The sequence below is a fragment of the Azospirillum sp. A23 genome, from assembly GCF_042938965.1.
Lineage (GTDB): Bacteria > Pseudomonadota > Alphaproteobacteria > Azospirillales > Azospirillaceae > Azospirillum > Azospirillum melinis.
The window spans coordinates 270,510-292,441 of sequence record NZ_CP170666.1 but is presented as its reverse complement, the minus strand read 5'-3'; the positions used below and the strand labels follow the sequence as shown (position 1 = coordinate 292,441).

The 21,932-nt window shown below is 69.4% G+C and carries 21 protein-coding genes; 7 read left to right on the top strand and 14 right to left on the bottom strand.

What is annotated here, in order from left to right:
• Nucleotides 1-23: 23 nt before the first annotated feature.
• From ABNQ40_RS10315 to petA, 3 genes are read right to left on the bottom strand one after another with little or no spacing between them, the layout of a single operon-like run.
• Nucleotides 24-785 carry a cytochrome c1 gene (locus ABNQ40_RS10315; RefSeq protein ID WP_109049604.1) on the bottom strand — a complete coding sequence of 254 codons (762 nt, stop codon included), beginning with the start codon at nt 783-785 and terminating at the stop codon, nt 24-26.
• Nucleotides 785-2,053, bottom strand: coding sequence for a cytochrome b/b6 (locus ABNQ40_RS10310; RefSeq protein WP_109049603.1), 1,269 nt, complete (start codon nt 2,051-2,053; stop codon nt 785-787). The genes ABNQ40_RS10315 and ABNQ40_RS10310 overlap by 1 nt, the downstream gene beginning before the upstream one ends.
• Nucleotides 2,054-2,083: 30 nt before the next feature.
• Entirely contained in the window at nt 2,084-2,653 is a 570-nt protein-coding gene (gene petA, locus ABNQ40_RS10305) for a ubiquinol-cytochrome c reductase iron-sulfur subunit (RefSeq protein ID WP_109049602.1), read from the bottom strand.
• Nucleotides 2,654-2,891: 238 nt separating this feature from the next.
• Here petA and ABNQ40_RS10300 point away from each other — a divergent pair, with 238 nt between their 5' ends.
• Nucleotides 2,892-3,428: a tRNA (cytidine(34)-2'-O)-methyltransferase gene (locus ABNQ40_RS10300; protein ID WP_391346405.1), complete on the top strand. Its 537-nt coding sequence runs from the start codon at nt 2,892-2,894 to the stop codon at nt 3,426-3,428.
• Nucleotides 3,425-4,312, top strand: coding sequence for an oxygen-dependent coproporphyrinogen oxidase (gene hemF / locus ABNQ40_RS10295; RefSeq protein ID WP_109049600.1), 888 nt, complete (start codon nt 3,425-3,427; stop codon nt 4,310-4,312). The genes ABNQ40_RS10300 and hemF overlap by 4 nt, the downstream gene beginning before the upstream one ends.
• Before the next feature lie 19 nt (nt 4,313-4,331).
• Here hemF and ABNQ40_RS10290 read toward each other — a convergent pair whose 3' ends face one another.
• On the bottom strand, nt 4,332-5,225 hold the full coding sequence (locus tag ABNQ40_RS10290; RefSeq protein ID WP_109049599.1) for a helix-turn-helix domain-containing protein: 894 nt from the start codon (nt 5,223-5,225) through the stop codon (nt 4,332-4,334).
• A 156-nt stretch (nt 5,226-5,381) separates the two neighbouring features.
• On the opposite strand from ABNQ40_RS10290, the gene ABNQ40_RS10285 reads away from it, so the two are divergent.
• Nucleotides 5,382-6,314: an NmrA family NAD(P)-binding protein gene (locus tag ABNQ40_RS10285; protein ID WP_109490902.1), complete on the top strand. Its 933-nt coding sequence runs from the start codon at nt 5,382-5,384 to the stop codon at nt 6,312-6,314.
• 12 nt (nt 6,315-6,326) lie between these two features.
• Here the strand turns inward: ABNQ40_RS10285 and ABNQ40_RS10280 are convergent, their stop codons facing one another.
• Nucleotides 6,327-6,704 carry a hypothetical protein gene (locus tag ABNQ40_RS10280; protein WP_109490901.1) on the bottom strand — a complete coding sequence of 126 codons (378 nt, stop codon included), beginning with the start codon at nt 6,702-6,704 and terminating at the stop codon, nt 6,327-6,329.
• Nucleotides 6,705-6,843: 139 nt separating this feature from the next.
• Here ABNQ40_RS10280 and ABNQ40_RS10275 point away from each other — a divergent pair, with 139 nt between their 5' ends.
• Complete coding sequence (locus ABNQ40_RS10275) at nt 6,844-7,992, top strand: DNA topoisomerase IB (RefSeq protein WP_109049598.1); 1,149 nt, start codon at nt 6,844-6,846, stop codon at nt 7,990-7,992.
• A gap of 55 nt (nt 7,993-8,047) precedes the next feature.
• Here ABNQ40_RS10275 and ABNQ40_RS10270 read toward each other — a convergent pair whose 3' ends face one another.
• Nucleotides 8,048-10,039 carry a PP2C family protein-serine/threonine phosphatase gene (locus tag ABNQ40_RS10270; protein WP_109049597.1) on the bottom strand — a complete coding sequence of 664 codons (1,992 nt, stop codon included), beginning with the start codon at nt 10,037-10,039 and terminating at the stop codon, nt 8,048-8,050.
• Between the two features lie 260 nt (nt 10,040-10,299).
• Between ABNQ40_RS10270 and ABNQ40_RS10265 the strand changes: the two genes are divergently transcribed.
• Complete coding sequence (locus ABNQ40_RS10265; protein WP_109049596.1) at nt 10,300-10,674, top strand: hypothetical protein; 375 nt, start codon at nt 10,300-10,302, stop codon at nt 10,672-10,674.
• A 27-nt stretch (nt 10,675-10,701) separates the two neighbouring features.
• On the opposite strand, the gene ABNQ40_RS10260 is transcribed toward ABNQ40_RS10265, so the two are convergent.
• From ABNQ40_RS10260 to wrbA, 3 genes are all read right to left on the bottom strand, one after another.
• Nucleotides 10,702-11,079, bottom strand: coding sequence for a hypothetical protein (locus ABNQ40_RS10260; protein ID WP_109049595.1), 378 nt, complete (start codon nt 11,077-11,079; stop codon nt 10,702-10,704).
• A gap of 67 nt (nt 11,080-11,146) precedes the next feature.
• On the bottom strand, nt 11,147-12,106 hold the full coding sequence (locus tag ABNQ40_RS10255) for a glutathione S-transferase family protein (protein WP_109049594.1): 960 nt from the start codon (nt 12,104-12,106) through the stop codon (nt 11,147-11,149).
• 33 nt (nt 12,107-12,139) lie between these two features.
• The gene (gene wrbA / locus ABNQ40_RS10250) at nt 12,140-12,742 is read right to left on the bottom strand and encodes an NAD(P)H:quinone oxidoreductase (protein ID WP_109095677.1); all 603 of its coding nucleotides are present in this window, start codon (nt 12,740-12,742) and stop codon (nt 12,140-12,142) included.
• Nucleotides 12,743-12,900: 158 nt separating this feature from the next.
• Between wrbA and ABNQ40_RS10245 the strand changes: the two genes are divergently transcribed.
• Entirely contained in the window at nt 12,901-13,866 is a 966-nt protein-coding gene (locus tag ABNQ40_RS10245) for a LysR family transcriptional regulator (protein ID WP_109490900.1), read from the top strand.
• A gap of 48 nt (nt 13,867-13,914) precedes the next feature.
• On the opposite strand, the gene ABNQ40_RS10240 is transcribed toward ABNQ40_RS10245, so the two are convergent.
• The 4 genes from ABNQ40_RS10240 to ABNQ40_RS10225 form a co-directional block, all read right to left on the bottom strand.
• Nucleotides 13,915-14,307: a hypothetical protein gene (locus ABNQ40_RS10240; protein WP_109049593.1), complete on the bottom strand. Its 393-nt coding sequence runs from the start codon at nt 14,305-14,307 to the stop codon at nt 13,915-13,917.
• A gap of 148 nt (nt 14,308-14,455) precedes the next feature.
• Nucleotides 14,456-15,298: a DUF4384 domain-containing protein gene (locus ABNQ40_RS10235; protein WP_109049592.1), complete on the bottom strand. Its 843-nt coding sequence runs from the start codon at nt 15,296-15,298 to the stop codon at nt 14,456-14,458.
• Nucleotides 15,299-15,322: 24 nt separating this feature from the next.
• The gene (locus ABNQ40_RS10230) at nt 15,323-18,673 is read right to left on the bottom strand and encodes a caspase family protein (protein WP_247879754.1); all 3,351 of its coding nucleotides are present in this window, start codon (nt 18,671-18,673) and stop codon (nt 15,323-15,325) included.
• Nucleotides 18,674-18,775: 102 nt separating this feature from the next.
• A complete protein-coding gene (locus tag ABNQ40_RS10225) occupies nt 18,776-19,591 on the bottom strand; it encodes a YMGG-like glycine zipper-containing protein (RefSeq protein ID WP_109049590.1) in 816 nt (271 codons plus the stop codon).
• Between the two features lie 243 nt (nt 19,592-19,834).
• On the opposite strand from ABNQ40_RS10225, the gene ABNQ40_RS10220 reads away from it, so the two are divergent.
• Complete coding sequence (locus ABNQ40_RS10220; protein WP_109049589.1) at nt 19,835-21,454, top strand: caspase family protein; 1,620 nt, start codon at nt 19,835-19,837, stop codon at nt 21,452-21,454.
• Nucleotides 21,455-21,487: 33 nt separating this feature from the next.
• Here ABNQ40_RS10220 and ABNQ40_RS10215 read toward each other — a convergent pair whose 3' ends face one another.
• On the bottom strand, nt 21,488-21,931 hold the full coding sequence (locus ABNQ40_RS10215; protein WP_109049588.1) for a GyrI-like domain-containing protein: 444 nt from the start codon (nt 21,929-21,931) through the stop codon (nt 21,488-21,490).
• Nucleotide 21,932: the final 1 nt, after the last annotated feature.

Below are 21,932 nucleotides of genomic sequence, written 5' to 3'. Positions count from 1 at the left end.
TTGCCTCAGCCGAACCGTCAGGCTCAGTGCAGCGTGCTCCACAGCTTGCGCTTGGCGGCGTACATCAGGCCGGCCAGCACCAGCAGGAACAGGATGACCTTGACGCCCATCTGCTTGCGGGCATCGAGGTGCGGTTCCGCGACGAAGGTCAGGAAGGTCGCCACGTCGTGCGCCTGCTGCTCCACCGTCGCCTTGGTGCCGTCGGCGAAGGTGACGCCGTCGGGCTGCAGGATGTTCGGCATGCCGACCTGATGGCCGGGGAACACCTTGTTGTAGTTCATGCCGGGCATCACATGGACGTCGGCCGGCGGCTCCTCGAACCCGGTCAGGAAGGCGTAGAGGTAATCCTCGCCGCCGACGCGGGCCTTGGCCATCAGCGACAGGTCCGGCGGCAGGGCGCCGTTGTTCGACGCGCGGGCCGCCTGGTCGTTGGCGAACGGCGACGGGAAACGGTCGGCCGGGAGACCCGGACGCATGAACATCTCGCCCGCGTCGTTCGGACCGGCCTGCACCTCATAGCCGGCGGCGATGCCCTTCAGCTCGTCTTCCTTGAAGCCGATGCCGGCCAGCGTGCGGATCGGCACCAGACGCATGGAATGGCAGGCCGAGCAGACTTCCTTGTAGATCTGGAAGCCGCGCTGGGCCGCCGACTTGTCGATGGTGCCGAAGATGCCGGCATGCGCCCAGGTCTGCTTGGGGATGTGCACGCCTTCGGAGGCCTGCGCGGCCCCGGCGATGCCGAGAGCCAGCGCCGCCGAGAGGATTGCAGTCTTCAACGCGCGCATCAGGCCTTCTCCATCGGCTTGGCATGGGCGCCGGCGGCGATGCTGCCCCCGCCCTTCAGAATGGACTCGGAGATGCTGTTGGGAAGCGGACGCGTGCGTTCCAGCTTGCCCAGCACCGGCAGCAGGACCAGGAAGTGGAAGAAGTAGTAGAAGGTGCCGATGCGCGCGATCAGCAGCCAGGAGCCCTCGGCAGGCATGGCACCGGCATAGCCCAGGATCAGGGCGTCGATGGCCAGGATCCAGAAGAACTGGCGGTAGACCGGGCGGAACTTGCAGCTGCGGACCTTGGAGCGGTCGAGCCACGGCAGGAAGGCCAGCAGCGCGATCGAGCCGAACATCGCCAGCACGCCGCCCAGCTTGTCCGGGATCGCGCGCAGCATGGCGTAGAAGGGCAGGAAGTACCATTCCGGCACGATGTGCGCCGGGGTCACCAGCGGGTTGGCCGGGATGTAGTTGTCCGGATGGCCCATGTAGTTCGGCATGAAGAACACGAACACCGCGAAGACGATCAGGAAGATCACCACCGCGAAGCCGTCCTTGAGCGTGACGTACGGGTTGAACGGAACGGTGTCCTGCGGGCCCTTCGGGTCGATGCCGAGCGGGTTGTTCGAACCGCAGACATGCAGCGCCGCCGTGTGCAGGATCACCAGACCCAGCAGGACGAAGGGCAGCAGGAAGTGCAGCGCGAAGAAGCGGTTCAGCGTCGGGTTGTCGACCGAGAAGCCGCCCCACAGCAGCGTGACGATGGGGTCGCCGACGATGGGGAAGGCCGAGAACAGGTTCGTGATGACGGTGGCGCCCCAGAAGCTCATCTGGCCCCACGGCAGCACGTAGCCCATGAAGGCGGTGCCCATCATGACGAGGAAGATGATGACGCCCAGGATCCACAGGATCTCGCGCGGGGCCTTGTAGGAGCCGTAATAGAGCGCACGGAACATGTGGATGTAGACGGCGATGAAGAACATCGACGCGCCGTTGGCGTGCACGTAGCGGATCAGCCAGCCGTAATTGACGTCGCGCATGATGCGCTCGACCGAATCGAAGGCCAGCGAGGTGTGGGACGAGTACTGCATCGCCAGGAACAGGCCCGTGGCGATCATGATCATCAGCATGATGCCGGCAATCGCACCGAACGCCCACAGATAGTTGACGTTCCGCGGCATCGGGTAGTGGTTGTACTCGTGATCCAGCATCGTGAAGATCGGCAGGCGGCTGTCGATCCAGTTCACGACCGGATTCTTGAACTTGGTGGCTTGAACCTGAGCCATCTCGGGGGTCTCCAGAACCGTTGGGCCGCGTTAACCGAGCCGGATCTTGGTATCGCCGGTGAAGGCGTACGTCGGAAGGACAAGGTTGGCGGGGGCCGGGCCCTTGCGGATGCGCCCAGCGGTGTCGTAGTGCGAGCCGTGGCAGGGGCAGAACCACCCGCCGTAGTCGCCGCGCGGATCGGTGACCTTCTGCCCGAGCGGCACACAGCCCAGATGCGTGCAGATGCCGATGACGATCAGCCATTCAGGCTTCTTCACGCGGGCATCGTCGGCAACCGGATCGCGCAGATCGCCAAGATTGACCTTCTTGGCGGACTCGATCTCCTCGGCGGTGCGGTGGCGGACAAAGACAGGCTTTCCGCGCCAGGTGACCGTGATCGCCTGACCTTCGGCCACGGGGGCCAGATCGACGTCGATGGAGGCAAGCGCCAGGGTGTCGGCCGCCGGGTTCATGCTGTCGATGAAGGGCCAGGCCGCCGAGGCCGCCCCGACGACACCGACCGCACCGGTGGCAAGATACAGAAAATCGCGGCGGGAACCCCCCTCGCCGCTGGAGGCCGCGTGGCCACCCGTCCCGGGCGGATGCGTGGTCTGAGCCATAAGCCTGTTTCTCCTCAAGGCATGCCCGACGCCCTTTGCCCGCGCCGGACGACCGATGGACCATTTTTATGCATGACACGGCACGCCCGCCCGCCGAAGGAAAAACCCTCAGGCATGCCGCATCGGTCCGGAGTGGGTATCTCCAGCTTCTGCGCTGCGGTATACCGTCGCGTCGACATCTTGAAAAGTCCTTGGCCGGGAGACAATTTGTCGCGTGTACAGGGGCAAGAACATTTGTATGCAAAACAAACACTTCGAGGCAAGGCCCGCGTTGCGCCTTGTGCTGTTCGAACCCGACATTCCGCAGAACGCCGGAACGCTGATGCGACTCGCAGCCGGGCTGGGGGTGGCTTTGGATCTGATCGAACCCTGCGGTTTCGTGCTGGATGACCGCCGGTTGCGCCGTGCCGGAATGGACTATCTCGACCATCTCGACTGGACCCGGCACAGCTCGTGGACCGCGTACCGCGCGGCTCCGCAGGCCGGCCGGCTGGTGCTGCTGACCACGCGGGCGGCGATCCCCTACACCGATTTCCGCTTCGCCCCCGGCGACCGCCTGCTGGTCGGCCGCGAGAGCGCCGGGGTGCCCGACGAGGTGCATGACGCCGCCGACGCCCGGCTGGTGATCCCGATGGTGCCGCCCGCCCGCTCCTTGAACGTTGCGGTCAGCGCGGCGATGGTGTTGGGTGAGGCCTTGCGGCAGACTGCCGCATTGGATGGGCGGCAGTCTGCCGCGCTCCGCTCCGATGCTCCCGCACAGCCGGATACGCCATGACAGCCGCAACGACTGCCGACTCCAGCACCGTCGAAGAGCGCAAGGCCCGCGCCGCCGCCTGGTTCAAGGAGCTGCGCGACCGCATCTGCGCGGCCTTCGAAGCGCTGGAGGACGAGCTGACCGGCACCCATGCCGACTTGGCCCCCGGCCGGTTCGAGCGCAAGAGCTGGAACCGCCCCGACCATGCCGGCGGCGAGGGCGGCGGCGGCACCATGTCGGTGATGAAGGGCCGGGTGTTCGAGAAGGTCGGGGTCAACATCTCGACCGTCCACGGCACCTTCAGCCCGGAATTCCGCGCCAACATCCCCGGTGCGGCCGAGACCGGCGCGTTCTGGGCGGCTGGCATCAGCCTGGTGGCGCACATGCGCTCGCCGCTGGTCCCGGCGACCCACATGAACACCCGCCACATCGTGACGACCAAGGGCTGGTTCGGCGGCGGCGCCGACCTGACGCCGATGATGGAGGACGAGCGGGACACCGCCGACTTCCACGCCGGCCTGCGCGCCGCCTGCGACCGGCACGACCCGGACTATTATCCGCGCTACAAGGAGTGGTGCGATCGCTATTTCTTCCTGCCGCACCGGGGCGAGGCGCGCGGCGTCGGCGGCATCTTCTTCGACAACCTCGAGTCGGGCGACTGGGAGGCGGATTTCGCCTTCACCCGCGATGTCGGCACCGCTTTCCTCGACAGCTACGCCGCGCTCGTCCGCCGGCACATGAACCGGCCCTGGACCGCCGAACAGCGCGAACACCAGCTGGTCCGCCGCGGCCGCTATGTCGAGTTCAACCTGCTCTACGACCGCGGCACCACCTTCGGCCTGAAGACCGGCGGCAACACCGAGGCGATCCTGATGAGCCTGCCGCCCGAGGTGAAGTGGCCCTGACGCGGCGGCTCGCCTTCGGCTACGCTGCCCGGCTTGCCCGGTCCGCAGCCGGATGCGCCCCGCCGGGATTGTCGACGCGGCCGGCGCCGGTGCGGAAGTAGCCTGTCGGCGTTGTCCCCATCGCCTTCTTGAACATCACGATGAAGGCGGTGACGGACTCGTAGCCCAGGTCGCCCGCCACCCGCTGGACCGTCGCCCCGCCGGCGAGTTCGCGCAGTGCGACGACCAGATGGAGCTGGCGGCGCCACTGGCCGAAGGTCAGCCCGGTTTCCTGGACCATCAGCCGCTTCAGGGATCGCTCGCTCATGGCGACATGCGCGGCCCAGCCGGCAAGCGTGCGGCGGTCGCCCGGATCCGCCGTCAGCGCCCTGGCGATCATCGCGATCTTCGGGTGGCCGGACACGGGCAGCCTCAACCCCTCCCTCGGCATCAGCGCCAACTCGTCCAGCAGGACCCGCACGAGGCGGCCGGTATGGTCATCCTCAGAGTAGCCGCCCGGCACGCCGGCGAGGCGGAGGACCATCTCGCGGAGCATCGGCGAAACCGACAGCGTGCAGCATTCCAGCGGCAATTCCACCGCGCCGGGTTCGACGAACAGGTAGGACAGGCGGGCGTTGGGCGTGACCTGATTGCTGTGGGGGACGCCGCCCGGAATCCAGACCCCGCAATCCGGCGGGACGAGCCAGAGGCCGTTCGCCGTCGTGCAGGTGACCGCGCCGTGCAAGGCCAGGATGAGCTGGCCCTGCCGGTGACTGTGCTGCGGCACTTCGGCCTCGTAATCGCTGAAGTCGAGATGCAGGGCGACCGCCGGACGGTCCGAGCGGTCGGAGTCGCAGTCGAAGTCGAAGTCGTCGATGCAGGGACGCGGCGTCACCGCCGATGTGGCCGCCGATTGGCCCGCTTTGGAGATCATATGGCATTATCTCCAAATTCATGCGGACGGCAATCCGCTATCACTGGGGAACGACAGCGCGGTCGCCGACCAGGGACCGGGACCCCGCCGCCGCCAAGCCGGCCGGCCCACCCTCCCGATGCGACCCGGAACAGCTGACCGCCATTGGAGATTGCCATGCGAATTGCCGTCGTCGGCGCGACCGGAAGGATCGGCGCCACGCTCACCCATACCCTGCTGGGCGCCGGACATCAGGTAAAAGCCCTGTCGAGAGGCGGTCCGGCCCTCGACGCCTTGGTCGCGGCCGGCGCGGAGCCGTTCCTGGGAAGCTTCGACACCGGCGCCGGAGATCTCGGCGACTTCTTTCAGGACGCCGATGCCGCGTTCCTGATGGTGAAGACCGACTGGACCAACATTCACGGGCATTATCCGACGGTCGCCCAGCGCTTCGTCGATGCGCTTCGCGGCTCTCCGGTCAGGCTGGCCGTGAGCCTGACCGCCATCGGATCGGAGGTCGCTGGCCGCACGGGCCATTTCGAAAGCTTCCACCATCTGGACCGGACGCTGAACCAGCTCGACGCCATCGACCTCGTGCATCTGCGGGCCGGCTGGTTCATGGAGAACATGCTGTTCTTCACCGATGCGGTCGCAAATCATGACCGGATCGGCTGGTCGCTCGCCCCCGATGTGGCGCTGCCCTGGGTGGCGACGCAGGACATCGCCGGTCTGGCCGCCAGGGAACTGACCAACCCGACGGGTGGACACCGCGTCGTCCGCGAGGTCGGGTCGGAGGATCTCACCATGCCCGAGGTGGCGGCGCTCATCGCCCGGGAGATCGGCCGGCCGGTGGAGTATCGCTTCGTCGACCGGAACCGGCCGGAGGTCGAAGCCGAGTTTCTCGAACGGTTCGGCACGCCGGACCGCTGGCTCGACGACAGCCTGACCCTGGACGCGCTGAACAGCCGGCGGGTGCGCTTCCATGGCAGCCGCAGCCCGCTACCCACCAGGATGGACAGCTTCCTCAAGGATGTCTGGAAGCCGGCCTATCTGCGGGCGCTCGCCGGGTCCCGGGATACCGAGACCTTCTTCACATGGTGCTCCCGGACCTGACGACGGAGGCCGTCAGCGCCGCGGCGCGGAACCGCCCTGGCCCCACGGGCTACCCTGGAGCCAGGGCGCCCAGGCCTGCCGCACCATCTCGCCCCACAGCCGCATCGGCGCCAGCCACAGGTCCGCCATCCCGGCGGCAGACCCCATCGGGTTGGCGCCGCCCTGCCCGGTCCACTGGCCGCTCCGCGCACCGAAGGCGGGGCCGGCCAGCAGCAGCGGGTTCATCATGGCGGGTGCCAGCATGCCGGCGACCGCGTCGAAGGACGGCGTGGCGCGCAGTTGGATGGCGATGACCTCCGCCCCGTCCTCCCCGGCTTCGCGGTGCCGGATCTGGATTTCCAGGTTCGGCAGATGGGCGGTCAGAATCGTCTCGTCCGGCTTGCGGTCCATGGTCTGGCGCTCCAATCGGAATCGGGTCGGGATCTACTGGGGATCTTGCGTCGCAACACTACGGTTTTTGCAACTGCGAAGAAACCCTCTCCGAAGGGGGTAGCGGAAACCAACGCCCGTTCCGGCCGTTGTTGGCCTTATGGACAGCCCCCTCCCCCCGCCCGATGGCGCCGCATCCGATGCCGCATCCGATAAGGACGGCCCCTCTCCCGAGCAGGAAGCCGCCTGCGCCGGGCTGACCTACAGCGCCGACGAGACGCCCGGCATCCGGCGGCGGCGCTACGGCAAAGGCTTCCGCTTCCTGTGGCCCGACGGCACCCCGGTGACGGAGGAGGACACGCTGGCGCGCATCAGGAAGCTGGCGATCCCGCCGGCCTACAAGGACGTCTGGATTTGCCCCGATCCCGATGGCCATCTCCAGGCGACCGGCCGCGACGCCAAGGGGCGCAAGCAGTACCGCTACCACCAGCGCTGGACCGAGCTGCGCGAGGGCACCAAGTTCGGCCGCATGGTGGAGTTCTGCCACGCCCTGCCGAAGCTGCGCGAGCGGGTGAACGCCGACCTCGGCCGGCGCGGCCTGCCACGGGAGAAGGTGCTGGCGGCGGTGGTGCGGCTGCTGGAAACCACGCTGATCCGTGTCGGCAACGAAGCCTATGCCCGCGAGAACCGCAGCTATGGCCTGACCACCCTGCGCGACGACCATGCCGAGATCGAGGGGACGGAGGTCCGCTTCTCCTTCAAGGGCAAGTCGGGCAAGGAATGGAACGTCGCCTTGAAGGACCGCCGGCTGGCCCGCGTCGTCGCAGCCTGCCGCGATGTGCCGGGGGACGAGCTGTTCCAGTATCTCGACCGCGACGGCCAGCGCCACGCCGTGACCTCGGGCGACGTGAACGCCTATCTGCGCGAGGCGACCGGCGCCGACTTCACGGCCAAGGATTTCCGCACCTGGGCCGGCACCGTGCTGGCCGCCATGGCATTGCGGGAATTCGAGAGCTTCGACAGCGCCAGCGCCGCCAAGCGCAACGTCACCCGCGCAATCGAACAGGTCGCCACCCGTCTGGGCAACACCCCCAGCGTCTGCCGCAAGAGCTATGTCCACCCCGAGGTGCTGGACGCCTATCTGGAAGGCGGACTGCTGGCCTCGCTCAAGCAGGAGGTGGAAGCGGAGCTGCGCGACGATCTGGCCGGGCTGAGCGGCGAGGAGGCCGCCGTGCTGGCCTTCCTGCGCGAAAGGCTGGAGCGGGAAACGGCGGCGCGGGCGCGGGAAGGCGCGCGGCGGAAGAAATAGGGGGCGGGTGGGAGCGTCGGCCGGCCGACGCTCCCACCTCAGACTGCCCCGGTTCTCAAACCGCCTCGGCCGTCTCGGTCACCGGCAGCAGGCGGCGCATGACCAAGCAGACCAGATCGCCGGCGAGAATCCCGTTGGCGCCGACATGCGCCTGCACCGTGCGCAGAACCATCTCGGTGCGGTCGCGGACGGACATGCCGCGGCTGTGGGCCAGCGCCGCGGCAAGGCGGGCCTCGCCGAAGGGCTCGCGCTGGCCGTCGACAGACTGGAGCACGCCGTCGGTGCACAGGAACAGCGTGTCGTCCTGGGTCAGCACCGCCGTCGCTTCGCCATAGGGGGCGCCGCGGCGCACGCCGAGCGCCGGACCGCCGGCTTCGGAAAGATATTGCACCGCGCCGTCCGTCGCGACGCGGGCGGCGCCGCGATGGCCGGCGGAGGCATGCACCAGCGAGCCGGTGACGCGGTCATAGATGGCGACGAAGGCGGTGGCGAAGCCGTTGAAGGGGCTTTCGCCGCACAGACGCTCGTTGGCATGGGTCAGGATGGCGCCCGGGCCGACGCCGGGACGGGCGGCCTCGCGGATGGCGCCGCGCACCATCAGCATCAGGAAGGCGGCGGGCACGCCGCCGCCCGACACGCCGGCGGCGACCAGCAGGCTGTGCCGCTCGTCCAGCTCGACTACGTCGTAGAAGTCGCCGCTGACGGTGTGTCCGGGCAGCAGGATGCCGTAGAACTGGCTGTCGCGGCCGACCGGAAGCTGGCGCGGCAGCAGGCCGGACTGCACGTCGCGGGCAGCGCGCTGCTCCTCCTCGATCAGCTGTTCGGCGGCGGCCAGCTTCTCGCTCTTGGTCTCAAGCTCCGCCCCGCGCATGACCAGCTGGGCGTCGAGGGTCTCCTCGCGCGCCGTCGCCTCCATCGCCATGCGGCGGAAGACGCGGGACAGGCGGCCGAACTCGTCGTCACGGTCGGCGGCCTCGTTCAGGGTGAGGGGGTTGAAGCGGCCGGCCTCCACCGCCTTGACCGCCTCGCCCAGCCGCTCCACCGGGGCCATCTGGTCGCGGGCGAAGCGCATGCAGGCATAGACGCCCAGCGCCAGCACGAAGATGCCGACCAGCCCGCCGATCTTCAGCTGGCGGCTCAGCATCGCGCCCGGCTCGCTGTAGGCCACCCGCACCGCGGCGACCGCCGGGACGCCGGCCCCGGATGAAGAAGTGGCGGCAGCAGGGCCGGCATATTTGATCGGCGCCAGCGCCAGCAGGCTGTTGCCCGAGACGCGGACGGTCACGTCGCCGCCGGGCGTCACCGCCTTGGCCGCGGCGGTGTCGGCATCGGACAGCGGCGTGCCGTCGGCCGCCACCGCGCCGCGGGCCAGCACCCGGCCGTCGCGGTCGAGCAGCCACGCCGCCTCCACCGCGCGGGTGGCGATCAGCCCGTCGACCAGCCCGTCGGCCCCCGATTTGCGCAGCAGGTCGCCCAGCCGCCGCAGGTCGGCGCCGACCTGCACGATGCGCGGCTTGTCGACGCCGGCCACCCCGGCGAACTTCATCAGCTTGCCGTTCTCCATCGCCGGTTCGGAGACCACCGACGCCGGGGAGCGGTTGAGCAGGCCGGCATAGGCGCCATGGCGCGGGCCGCCCTTGGCATCCTGGCCGAACAGCGGATCGGGGCCGGACAGGTTGTGCAGATAGGCGCGGCCGCGGTTGTCGGTGATCCACATTTCGTCGGGACCGCCGGCCTCGGCGATCTGCTTCAGCCGGTCGTTGATGGCGCGGGGCGCCAGCTTCGCCGTTTCCGCCAGCGCCACCAGATGCGCGGTCAGCGTCGCTTCCGACAGCAGGCGTTCCGACAGCAGGGCGTCGACTTCCTGCGGGATGTCGCGCGACTGGGCAGCACCGCGGGCGAGCAGGCCGGCGGCCAGCCGCGCCTCCGTCTCGATCCGTTCGGTCAGGGCGGCGCGCGTCGTCCAGGCCATCGTCGTGGTGACCGCCGCAACCGCCAGCAGCACCAGACCGGTGACCAGCAGGATCAAACGCTGTTGGAACGTCATGGGATTGCGCCCGCCCCCCGTCGTTGAAGAAATGGCCGATGCCACCGCTTCTACCGGTCCGGGACGCGCAAGTCCAGGCGCGGGGCCGCTGCACCGCTCATGTCACGGCGACGGATGGCCGCAGCGGCCCGGCGGCCGTCTTAGTGCCGGATCGGGGGCAGATCCACGCAAGATTCGACCGCGGGCGCGACATTATCTCTTTCGTAACCAGATAGCCGGTAAGACGAAAAATCCCGCCGCCCTCCCGCTGGTGCACGCCGATGCCGATGAATGTCCTGGAAATCGCCATCTATGCGATGGTCCTCACCGCCGGCCAGCCGCAATCGTTCGAATGCGTCGCGGTCAAGCCGGAGGGGGTGAACTGCACCAACGGCCTGTCGGCGAAGCCCGACGGTCCGAACCTGCTGTTCAACACCGGCATCCAGGTGATCAAGGACCGTCAGGGCCGGGTGCAGCTGAGCAACGGGGTGCAGACCCGCTTCGACAGCTCCGCCTGGGTGGAATTCCAGGATGCGGGGAAGAAGCCGGTGGTCAGCGTCCGCAAGACCGGCCCGCTGCGCTTCAAATTCTCCAACGGCTTCCAGTGCGAGGCGATGGGCAACCCGGAAGACATGGCCCGCTGCTACAAGCCCTGACGGCTGGCCCAATTCAATGGTGGTTTTTTAGCGGTTGATGCCGCGGCGCTCCATCTCGTCCTCGATGGCGCGGCGGTTCTGCCGGAGCTGGCGCTGTTCCTCGCCCAGCCGGTCATACTGGCTGCGCAGGTCGCGGTCGGAATAGTCGCTGTAGGCGTTGCCGCGGCGGTTGCCCGACGATCCTTCGGTGCGGCGGTTATCGCGGTTCACGTCGCGGCTGGCATCGCGCTCATCCGCCGCGCGCCCGTCGCGGTCCTGCGGATAGGCGTTGGGGTTGACGGCGCGGTTCAGCTGATCGAGCGCGCCGCCCCAGCCATTCTGGCCATTCTGGGATTGCCCGCTCTGGGCCAGGGCCGGCGACGACAGGGCCAGGACGGCGGCGGCAGCCAGGATGACTGTACGCATTGGACGAACTCCCTCATGCGGTTGTCGTTTCCTTCTGACAACCGCCGGGGAGCCGATCCGTCACGCCTCAGACGGGATCGGGTCCAAGGCCGCCGCGCCCGTGCGGCGCATCGAGGTCGAGCTTCGGCCCCTTGGGCACGATGCCGGTCGGGTTGATGGTGGCGTGGCTGCCGTAGTAATGGCGCTTGATGTGGTCGAAATTCACCGTCTCGGCCACGCCCGGCACCTGATAGAGGTCGCGCAGATAGCCCGACAGGTGCGGATAGTCGGCGATCCGCCGCTGGTTGCACTTGAAATGCCCGACATAGACCGCGTCGAAACGCACCAGCGTGGTGAACAGCCGCCAATCCGCCTCGGTCAGGCGGTTGCCGACCAGCCAGCGCTGCGTCGCCAGCCTGGCGTCGATGCCGTCCAGTGCCGCGAACAGCGCGTCGAAGGCCGCCTCGTACTTGTCCTGGGAGGTGGCGAAGCCGGCCTTGTAGACCCCGTTGTTGACGGCGTCATAGACGTGGGCGTTGACGCGGTCGATCTCCTCCGCCAATTCAGCGGGGTAGAAATCGGTGCGGACGTCGGTGAAGGCGTCGAACGCGCGGTTGAGCATGCGGATGATCTCCGCCGACTCGTTGTTCACGATGCTGCCGGTCTTCCTGTCCCACAGGACCGGGACGGTCACCCGGCCGCTGTAGCCGGGATTGGCCTTCAGATAGACCTCGTAGAGGCGGCTGGCTTCGGTGACAGGCTCCGGCTCGGCGAAGGTCCAGCCGTCGGCCAGCATCAGCGGATCGACGATGCTGACGCCGATCACGTCGTCCAGCCGCTTCAGCTTGCGGAAGATCAGCGTGCGGTGCGCCCAGGGACAGGCCAGCGACACCATCAGGTGATAGCGCCCGGCTTCCGCCGGATAGGGGGTGGAGCCGTCGGCCGACACCCGGTCGCGGAACTGCGCCTCCGTCCGGACGAACGCGCCGCCTGTCTTTTTGGTGTCGTACCACTGGTCTTGCCACTGTCCATCGATCAGCAGGCCCACGGCTCCCTCCCCTTTTTCACTGTAGACCGGAAATCAACCGTGCAGCTTGGTCGTGATCTCGGCGACATGGCGGCCCTGGTAGCGGGCACCGTCCAGTTCGACCGCACTCGGGCGGCGCGAGCCGTCGCCGTCGGCGATGGTGCTGGCACCGTAGGGCGAGTTGCCCATGACTTCCGAAACACCCATCTGGCCCTGGAAGGAATAGGGCAGCCCGACGATCACCAGACCCAGATGCAGCAGGACGGTGTGGGTGCTGAGGATGGTGCTCTCCTGCCCGCCATGCTGGGTGGCGGTGGAGGTGAAGACGCTGCCGACCTTGCCGACGAGCGCGCCCTTGGCCCACAGCCCGCCGGTCTGGTCGAGGAAGTTCTTCATCTGCGAGGCCATGTTGCCGTAGCGCGTCGGCGTGCCGATGACGATGGCATCGTACTGGGCCAGCTCGTCGACCGTGGCGACAGGGATGTTGCTCTCGTCCTTGTAATGGGCGGACTGGCGGACGGCTTCCGGCACCAGCTCGGGCACGCGCTTCACCGCCACCTCGGTCCCGGCGACGGAGCGGGCGCCTTCGGCCACCGCCTGCGCCATCTCCGACACATGGCCCCAGCTGCTGTAATAGAGGACCAGAACCTTCGCCATCGCCGTCACTCCCTGTTGGTTTGCGTGAATGGGTCGTCGATTTTCCGGCCGCCGCGGGCCGGTGCCGGCGCGGCGGTGACACCAGAAATAGGGCGCGGCGGCGCTTCCGGTAATCCCGGATCTTGGCACCTCATTGTTTCTGGGTGTACAACAATGCCATGGATCGCCTCGACGACATGCTCGCCTTCATCAAGGTGGTGGACACCAAGAGCTTCACCGCCGCCGCCGACCGGCTCAATCTGTCGAAGTCGGTGGTCTCCCGCCGCATCGGCGAGCTGGAGAACAGGCTCGGCGCGCGGCTCTTGAACCGCACCACCCGCAAGCTCAGCCTGACCGAGGTGGGTCAGGCCTATTACGAGCGCTGCACCCGCATCCTCGCCGATCTGGAGGAGGCGGAGCAGGCGGTCGCCGACCTGCATGCCGCCCCGCGCGGCCGGCTGCGGCTGAACGCGCCGGTCAGCTTCGGCATCCTGCATCTGGCCCCGGCGGTGGCGGAGTTCCTGGAGCGCTACCCGGCCATCGAGATCGACATGGACCTGAACGACCGCACGGTCGATCTGGTCGACGAGGGGTACGATCTGGCGGTGCGCATCGGCCGGCTGCGCGACAGTTCGCTGATCGCCCGGCGGCTGGCCCCGGCGCGGATGGCGCTGTGCGCCAGCCCGGCCTATCTGCAAAAGCACGGCGTGCCGCAGACGCCGGACGAGCTGAGCAATCACGCCTGCCTGATCTACACCAACGTGCCGACCCCGGACCTCTGGCAGTTCATCGTCGATGGGGAGACGCGCAGCGTCCGGGTGTCAGGCCCGATCCGCAGCAACAACGGCGACCTGCTGCGCGAGGCGGCGGCGGCCGGCGTCGGCTTCATCATGTCGCCGACCTTCCTGTGCGGGCAGGCGCTGTCGCGCGGCGAGCTGGTCAGCATCCTGCACCGCCATGTCCCAACCGAGGTGAGCGTCAATGCGGTCTATCCGCAGAACCGCCATTTGTCGCCGAAGGTGCGGGTGTTCGTCGATTTCCTGGTTCAGCGCTTCGGCCCGCGCCCCTATTGGGACTGCGCTCTGCTCGACACGCTGCCGGAGGAAGCATGGCCGGGAGGGGAAAGGCCCGAAAGGGCCGGCTGAGCCAACTCGGGTAGGCCAACTCGGGCGGGGTTGCCCAGATGGGTGGGCTCAGGTGGGCGAGTTCGGCCGGCGGCGGGAGCGCAGGTTCAGCGCGGTGATGAAGTTGGGCTGCTGGCCGACGACCTGCCCTTGGGGAACCGGCTTCTTCGGGGCGGTGGACAGGAAGCCGCCGACCCGGCCGCGCAGCTCGACCGAATGATGCGCCGCCTCGTCCGCGGTTTGCGCCACCTGGCGGCGGACCGACGGTTCCAGCGTGTTGAAGGCGCGGGAGGCGAATTCGAAGGCCGGCTGCGATTTGGTGGCGATCACCTGACGCAGCGCCTTGGACACCAGCACCGTGTCGAGACCGCCCGGCCCCTCGACCCCATCCAGCACGTCGGCCAGGATGCCGATGGCCTGGAGCGTGCGGTTGTCGTCCAGCGAAAGGTCGTGAGCGTCCATACGGGTCTTCCGATCGTCTCAAGCGGTACGGGTCTCGCCCCTGAGGACACCCGGCTTCTACCGCTTGAATCATAGTGTTTGCCCCGGCATCTGGCAATGGACGGCAGCGCGGGACGGCAGTGGATTCGTTAAGACCGTGGCGGCCACGCTACTCGGCGACGGTGGTGAGGACGGCGGAGCGGACGGCCACGGCGCCCCTGGCGTCGGCCGGCAGCGCCGCCAGCGCGGCGCGCAGGCCCGCCAGATAGGGGCCGGCGGGCTCGACCTCCTCCCGGTCGGCAGGAAACAGCGGGTCGCGGGTCACCAGCGCCAGGATCATCGCCGGGCCGAAGGGCGGGGCGATGGTGTAGATGCGGTCGGTCGCCGACTTCGCGACGCCGAGCGTCACCGGCCGCCCGGCCTCCACACGGTCGTCGCGGCGCAGGCGCATCGGCACCATGTGGATCACGCTGCCGTCGGTGTCGATGTAGTCGACGGTCAGACGGCCCGTCATGCCGGCGGTGACCGTGATCTCCAGCGTCTCGCCCTTGCGGTAGACCAGAGACGGCCGGTTGAAGCCGAGCGTCGGGGCGTCGGACCCCTGCCCTTCCGGACTCTCCTTCGGCCCGCCAGCCCGCCCGGCGATGCTCAGCGCCTCGCACAGCGGCCAGGGCCGCACGGCCACCCGCGCATCGAGATCGATGCCGGGAGGCAGCGCGGTGAGCGCCGCCTTCAGGACACCGGCATCCTCGTCGCTGCCGACATAGCCGGCGATGCGCAGCCCCTTGCCGGTCTCCGTCGTTTCGACACCGGCGCAGGTCAGGCGGCCGACCGCCGCATCCACCTGCTCGCGAGCCTCGGCGGCGGTCGGACGCGGCGTGTCCACAGCCGCCGCCGGCGGGGACTGGGCCTGCGACACTCCGGCCATCAGGAAACCGGCGAGGCCGGCCGCCAGAGGAAGCCGGGCTCCCCAAAGTCGCGGGACCGACGGACCGGAAAGGACGCGGATCATGACGGGCGCTTTCCAAACGGGCGTTCAGGGCTTCGCCGGTTCGGGCGCCGCCAGCGGGAAGGGGTTCAGCTCGTTGCCGCCGGTCTTGAAGATGGCGGACTGGTTCCAGCGCTTCTCCCGCGCCAGACGCGGCACGGCGCGGTTCACATACTGGCCGAGCGTCAGGTTATAGACCGCCTCGTCGCCCGGCAGCAGCGCCTTGCCCCTCAGCCCTTCCAGCACCGCATGGGCGAAGATGCCGTTGCGGCCGTCATAGCTGTCGAGCGCCTCCTCCTGCTCCGATGAAGCCGCCAACAGATAGCGCTGGCCCATGTCCTGGTACAGCTTGTCGACCGTGCCGGCGGACACGGCACCCGAATGGCAGGTGTCGAGCAGGACCAGCACGTTGCGGGCGGCAATGGCGCTGACCAACCGGTTCAGATCCTTTTCCGACAGGCCCTGCCGGGTGATCGCCTCGGCGGTGGTGGCGGCCACGTCCTGGGTGATGAAATGATACAGCTTGACCGACGGGTCCTTCGGCGACGGCACGATTACGCCATGGCCGGCCAGGTAGAGCACGACCGTGTCCTGTTCCCGCGCGGCGGCGGCCAGCGCCTCCAGCCCGGAGACGACGGCGTCGCGGCTCGCCTCCTCGTCATAGAGCGTCCGCGACAGCGCCAGCGACTGCTCCCGGTCGTAGGTCGCGGGAATGCGGCCACGCACCGCCTCGGCGAAGGAGGTGGCGTCGGCACGGGCGAAGCGCAGCTGCGAACCCGCCGGCCGGTACTTGTCGATGCCGACGACGAAGGTGATCAGCCGCGGCCGGTCCGGCACGTCCCGCGCCTTGCCGTCCTCCGCCTCGGCCTCTGCGACCGGCACCGGCGCCGGCAGAACGAAATCGACCAGAGCCGAGCGCTCGTAGATGGCGTCGGACCCGCTGTAGGCACGGATCTGCACGCGGTTGCTACCGGGATCGAGCCGGACGGTGCTGACCCGCTCCTCTGGCGCCGGTCCCTGGTTCTTGGCAGCGTCGGCTGCGGCAGGCGAGGATGGCGACGGCGGGGAGGGCTGTGCGGCAGGCTGCGGCGAGGGGTCCTTGGCGCGGGCGAAGGCGCGGGACTTGTCCTGGCCGCTGACGTTGCGGCCATTGCGGAACAGATCGACCGACCCGATGCCGCCGCCGGTATCGGCGACACGGTAGCGCAGGCGCACCGCACCGATCCCCTCCGGCAGCGTCACGGTCAGGCGGGGCGAGTCCGCCGTGCCGTCGGGATCGGCCCCTTGCGCCGTCCCCTGGATCGCCCCTTGCAGCGGCGTCTTGGCGGCGGCCGCCGCCGGTGCGGGGGCCGGCTCCTTGGCGCGCGCGAAGGCGCGGCTGACCGGCGTCATGTCCAGCGGATGGCAGGTTTCGGCATCCGCCGTCACCGCCGGGGCCGGGGCCGCAGTTGGCGCGGTGGCCTCAACCGCACCGGTGCCGAGCGCCAAACCGCGGGAGGCGGCGGGGACGGTGCAGTAGTCCAGCAGGGTCACCTGCGGACGGCGCTGAGTCAGCAGGCGGATGTCGCCGATGGCGGACAGGCGCGCCGCGATCTCCGCCTGCCCGGTCTGGCGCAGCTTGGCGCGCACCAGTTCGGGGGCGTCGAACACGCGGTAGACCTGCTTGAACTCCACCCATTGCAGCCCCTTCTTGTTGGGGTCGTTCAGGTGGAAGCCGACCAAAGTCTCGCCGCCGCTCTCGGAATGGTCGAAGAAGGCCTCCGGCGTCCACAGCACCCAGCGGCGGCCGTCGCGGTGCGGGAACAGCGCCGCCAGCTCCTCCAGCGGGCGGGCGCCGCCGGACAGGGCATACCAGCGCAGCGTGCCGTCGCCCAGCGCCGCCACGGCGACCCGGCCGTCGGCCGACGCGACGACGCCCCACACGGCGGCCGGCACCTCGGCGCGGGCAAGCTCGGCCCCGGCGGAATCGAGCAGGCGCAGGCTGAACTCGCCGCCCAGCAGGACGCGGCGCTGCGCGCCCAGCACGGTGACGCTGCGCGCCCACTCGCCGCTGTCCAGCTTCACCGGCTGGCCGTTGACCTTGGCCGCCCGGCTGTTGCGCCAGTCGGAGACGCCGATGCCCGGCCCCTCGGCCGACGGGCGGTTCAGGCCGGGCAGCGCGTCGGGCGCCGGCGTCAGGCTGCGGGCCAGCACGTCGAAGCGCATCGGCCGCCGGCCGCCCTGCTCCATGCCGAATTCCAGCACCAGCCCGTCGTCCGACAGGCCGAAACGGCCGAGATGGATGTCGCGGTAATCGGCGATGTCGCCGATGCGGGCGAACAGCAGCCGGCCGGCCGGATCGAGCACGCCCCATCCGGGATCGGCGGCGGCGAAGGCCACCCCGCCGCCGGGCAGGCCCAGCAGGTGGGTCACCGAATCGCGCGCCACGGGGGTGTCGGCGAAGGCACCCTTGCCGCCATCGGCCCAGCGGCGCACCACGTTGCGGGTGCCGTCCTGCGTCGCGGTGCCGGCGGCGACCAGGGCCGTGCCGTCCCAGGCGACGGCGGCGAAGCTGCCGCCGGTGATGCCGGTGGTCTTGGGCGACAGGCGCGCCTTCAGGTCGCTGCCGGACAGCACATCGACCCGCGTCTGGTCGGCATAGCCGACCGCCAGCAGCGATCCGTCGGGCGAGAAGGCCACCGAATAGGGCATGCCGCTGCCCGGCTTGCGCTTGGCCTTCTGCTTGAAGCCGGCATCGTAGAGGCGGATGTTGCCGTCGAAGGACGCGGTGGCGAGCCGGCCGTCCGGCGAGAACGCCAGCGCCGAAACCCGCGCGCCGTAGCCGGCATCCTCGGCGACCGGCTTGAAGCCGGCGCTGTCCCACACCCGGATGCCGGCGGTGCCGCCGAAGGCCCCGGCGACGAACCGCCCGTCGGGCGAGAAGGCCAGATCGTTCAGCACCTGCGGCTGGCCGGCAAGGCGGGCCTTCAGCCGCTGGGCCTTCACGTCGAACAGGTAGAGCGTGACGCCGTCGCCCCAGCTCGTGCCCGTGTTGCCGGCCGCCACGGCCAGCGACCCGTCGGCGGACAGGGCGACGGCATAGAGCGCCCCTTCGTCCCCCGCCTCCATCGGCACGCGCAGCACGCCCAGCGGCTCGCCGTCGCGGCTCCACAGCCGCAGGGACTTGTCGTTGGACACGGTGGCGATCAGCCGGCCCTGGGCATCGCTGGCCAGCCGGTTGACGCGGGCGGTGTGGCCGCCGGTCTCGATGCGCAGGAACGCGCCCGTCGAGGCGTCGCCCGCCAGCGCGCTTCCCACCGCCAGCCAGCCCAGCAGAAGGCCGAGGAGGGCGGCAAGGAGAGCGCCGGAGCGGATGCTGCACCGCAGCAGCGCGATTCTGTGAGGGAGACAGCCGGCCATCGTCGGTTCCGCTTGCACTGAATGTCGAAGACCCGCCCGGCCGCAGCACCTTTGGAGATGCTGCGGCCGGGCGGATCCTGTCGGACCTTGTCGGATCGCGCCTCAAACCGCGTCGAGGGTGGCTTCCTTCTGGGCGATCTGCTGGATGGCGTTGGTCGAGGCGTTGATGCGCTCCGACGTTTCGAAGGCGGTGTTGGTGCGCTGGACCACCTGCGACGGCGAGGCGGCGGCGGCGGTCGTGGTCTGCTTGGCCGGCTTCTTCTTGGTCTGCGCCTTGACCGCGGTCTTGGTGCGGATCTTGGCGGCGGCACCCGGCTCGATGTTGTCGGCGGCGATCAGATACTCGTCGCGGCGCTTGACGATGTTCTGGTTGATGGCGCTGGCGATGGTGTAGTCCTTGTCCAGCTGGCCGCGGATCAGGGCGAGGCGCTGCTCGGCCTCCGGCTTGCCGATGCGGTTCGCCTTGTAGTCGGCCTTGACCCGCGCGATCTCGGCGCGGCGGCAGTTCACCAGCTGGTCGAGCGCGACCTGGGTGCGGTCCAGGTTCTGGTTCTCGGCGTCGAGATCGTTCGCCACGCCCAGGATCGCCTGATCGCGGCCCTGCTGCATCCTGGAGTTCCAGTAGCCGCCGAGCGTGCCGACGGCGGCCCCGGCCGCGGCGCCGATCAGGGCGCTCTTGAGGTTGCCGCCGGCCAACGCACCGGTCAGAGCCCCGGCGCCCGCACCGATGGCGGCACCCTTCAGCATGTCCTCGGCATAGTAATTGCCGGTCGAATCGAGGGCGACCCGGTACTGGTAGCAGGCATCGGACCCGTCATTGGCGCCGATGCGGTCCTGCTGCGTGGTCACGCAGCCACTGAGCGCCATGGCGACGATGGTGACGGAGAGGAGGCTTGCCCTGACACGGTTGCTTCGCATTGCCTGGATTCCCGTTTGCTTTTCTGTTCGATCGCGTCTTGCGTTTCAGATCCGAAACCGTGACCATCGGCGCCACCCCCCAGCGGCTGCATCGTCACGGCGGCTCGAACCCGGCTGCAACGCTGCCACAGCAACAACCCTGAAGGAAGGGGTCATTGCTACCAATTCGTGCAGTCTTTTAACTATCATCGGCCGTAACCCGTTCGGGCGGGCCGTCCTCTTCCGGGGTATCGGGGGCATCGAATGATTGCAGGATTGCGGCGGCTGACCGTGTTGGCGACGGTGTTCGCGGGCCTCTCGCTCGCCGCCGGACCGATGCTGGCCGCGGGCCCGGCGCGGGCGGAAATTGCCGCGCTGGTGATCGGAATCGACAAGTACAGCCGGATCAATCCGCTTCAGGGGGCGGTCAACGACGCCCGCGACATCGCCGATGCGCTGAAGGGGCTGGGTGTGCGGAAACTGCGCCTGTTCGTCGATGGCGAGGCCGAGCGCAGCCGGATCATCGCCGCATGGCGGCAGCTGATCGCCGAAACCTCCCCCGACTCGACGCTGGTGCTGACCTTCGCCGGCCATGGCGCACAACAACCGGAGCGTGTGCTCGGCAGCGAGGCCGACGGGCTGGACGAATTCCTGGTGCTGGCCGATTTCGCCCCGCGCGGCCCCGGCACCGCGCAACGCCTGACCGACGACGAGGTCGCCGTCCTGTTCAAGGAGGCGGCGCCGCGCCGGGTGATCTTCGTCTCCGATTCGTGCCATTCCGGAACGATGACCCGCGCCTTCGACGACCGCGCCGGCAAGCTCGGCACGCGGGCGGCGACCATCGACGGCGTGCCGGTCGACCATATCGAGGACGACGCTCTGCCCCTGCCCACCCGCGCCGCCTTGCAGGCGGAGGCGGAGGAGCAGCCGAACGTCACCTTCTTCGCCGCGGTGGCCGACCACGAGCTGGCGCCGGAGGTGCTGATCGACCGCAAGCCGCGCGGCGCGCTGAGCTGGGCCTTCGCCAACGCGCTCCGCGGGCAGGCCGACCGCGACGGCGACGGCGTCGTCACCAAGGGGGAGCTGGAGGCGCACATCCGCGGCGCCGTGCGCATGGCGCTGGAAGGGCGTCAGCATCCGCAGGTCCAGCCGCGCGGCCGGGGCGAGGTCCCGCTGATCGACCCGGTCGCCGGCCGGCCGAAGCCGCCCTCCCTGCTGCCGGCGGCAGGCGCCATCCCGCTGCGCATCCTGGGCAAGCCGGCGGCGGCGAAGACGCTGGTGGCGGGCTTCACCGGGGTCGAGCCGGCCGGAAAGGACGATGCCGCCCTGGTCTGGGACAGCGCCTCCGGCGAGGTGGTCAGTTCGACGGGCGACGTGCTGGCCAGCATTCCCGGCGATCCGGCGGCAGCGGAGACCCGGCGGCGGGTGCAGGGGGTGATCGACAAATGGGCGCTGGTGCTGCGGGTGAAGGCGGCAGCACAGGAGCGGTCGCTCGCGCTGGCCGTCGAGCCGGGCGACCGCGATTACCGCAAGGGGGAGACGGTCTCGCTCGACATCGGCGGCAACAGCGGCACCTATTTCACCCTGATCAACCTCGCCGCCGACGGCACGGTGAACTACCTCTACCCGCTGGCCGACCGCAAAGACCCGCCGCAAATCCCGCGCGGCGGCCCCTACCGGCTGGCGCTGACGGTGGAGCCGCCCTTCGGCGCCGACCATTTCCTCGCCATCGCCTCGCCCAAGCCGATGGCGGCGCTGCAACGCGACCTCGCCGCACTCGACGGCAAGCCGGCCGCCGCGGAGGTCGCCACCCTGCTGAACCGCCATCTGGCCGGACAGCCGGTGGAGTTCGGCATCCACGGCGTCTACAGCACGGCGCGCTGAAGCAGGGCGCGCCGGCCGGCCGTCGCCGTGCCGTCAGCCGAGCGCCGGCAGTTGCGGGGCAAGCGCCAGATGCAGTTCGTGGCGTCCATCCTGCTGGCCGGGCCGGTGGCCGAAATCCAGCGCGATGCCCGACAGCGTCAGCCCGTTCGCCGCGGCATGGGCGTGGAGCCGGGCGAAGCCCTCGGCAATCGCCGCCTGCGGGCCGTCCTGCGCGGTGCGCAGGTAGCGGCCGGCGTCGAGGTCGAGGCGGACCATGCCGTCCGGGATCTCGCTGGCCCTGGCCGCCATGAAGCCGACCAGCCGGCGGCGGAGCCCGGTCTCGTCCGGCAGCGACACCGCGGCGTAGGCCGCCGTTCCGACATCGGCAGCGAACACGCGCTCCCACGCGGCGGCGACGGCGGCGGGCAACTCGTCGCCGCTCGCCTCCACCATGCAGCCGATGATGGTCAGTTCGGGAAAGCTCACGGTTTCGATCATC

Bases quoted from the DNA above. Each gene is read 5' to 3' on its own strand.
- ABNQ40_RS10225 (WP_109049590.1), bottom strand. From the start codon at position 19,591: ATGCGAAGCAACCGTGTCAGGGCAAGCCTCCTCTCCGTCACCATCGTC.
- ABNQ40_RS10280 (WP_109490901.1), bottom strand. From the start codon at position 6,704: ATGGACCGCAAGCCGGACGAGACGATTCTGACCGCCCATCTGCCGAAC.
- ABNQ40_RS10315 (WP_109049604.1), bottom strand. From the start codon at position 785: ATGCGCGCGTTGAAGACTGCAATCCTCTCGGCGGCGCTGGCTCTCGGC.
- ABNQ40_RS10300 (WP_391346405.1), top strand. From the start codon at position 2,892: ATGCAAAACAAACACTTCGAGGCAAGGCCCGCGTTGCGCCTTGTGCTG.
- ABNQ40_RS10240 (WP_109049593.1), bottom strand. From the start codon at position 14,307: ATGGACGCTCACGACCTTTCGCTGGACGACAACCGCACGCTCCAGGCC.
- ABNQ40_RS10290 (WP_109049599.1), bottom strand. From the start codon at position 5,225: ATGATCTCCAAAGCGGGCCAATCGGCGGCCACATCGGCGGTGACGCCG.
- ABNQ40_RS10260 (WP_109049595.1), bottom strand. From the start codon at position 11,079: ATGCGTACAGTCATCCTGGCTGCCGCCGCCGTCCTGGCCCTGTCGTCG.
- ABNQ40_RS10215 (WP_109049588.1), bottom strand. From the start codon at position 21,931: ATGATCGAAACCGTGAGCTTTCCCGAACTGACCATCATCGGCTGCATG.
- wrbA (WP_109095677.1), bottom strand. From the start codon at position 12,742: ATGGCGAAGGTTCTGGTCCTCTATTACAGCAGCTGGGGCCATGTGTCG.
- ABNQ40_RS10230 (WP_247879754.1), bottom strand. From the start codon at position 18,673: ATGGCCGGCTGTCTCCCTCACAGAATCGCGCTGCTGCGGTGCAGCATC.
- ABNQ40_RS10310 (WP_109049603.1), bottom strand. From the start codon at position 2,053: ATGGCTCAGGTTCAAGCCACCAAGTTCAAGAATCCGGTCGTGAACTGG.
- ABNQ40_RS10220 (WP_109049589.1), top strand. From the start codon at position 19,835: ATGATTGCAGGATTGCGGCGGCTGACCGTGTTGGCGACGGTGTTCGCG.
- ABNQ40_RS10275 (WP_109049598.1), top strand. From the start codon at position 6,844: ATGGACAGCCCCCTCCCCCCGCCCGATGGCGCCGCATCCGATGCCGCA.
- ABNQ40_RS10285 (WP_109490902.1), top strand. From the start codon at position 5,382: ATGCGAATTGCCGTCGTCGGCGCGACCGGAAGGATCGGCGCCACGCTC.
- ABNQ40_RS10265 (WP_109049596.1), top strand. From the start codon at position 10,300: ATGCCGATGAATGTCCTGGAAATCGCCATCTATGCGATGGTCCTCACC.
- ABNQ40_RS10245 (WP_109490900.1), top strand. From the start codon at position 12,901: ATGGATCGCCTCGACGACATGCTCGCCTTCATCAAGGTGGTGGACACC.
- ABNQ40_RS10235 (WP_109049592.1), bottom strand. From the start codon at position 15,298: ATGATCCGCGTCCTTTCCGGTCCGTCGGTCCCGCGACTTTGGGGAGCC.
- petA (WP_109049602.1), bottom strand. From the start codon at position 2,653: ATGGCTCAGACCACGCATCCGCCCGGGACGGGTGGCCACGCGGCCTCC.
- hemF (WP_109049600.1), top strand. From the start codon at position 3,425: ATGACAGCCGCAACGACTGCCGACTCCAGCACCGTCGAAGAGCGCAAG.
- ABNQ40_RS10270 (WP_109049597.1), bottom strand. From the start codon at position 10,039: ATGACGTTCCAACAGCGTTTGATCCTGCTGGTCACCGGTCTGGTGCTG.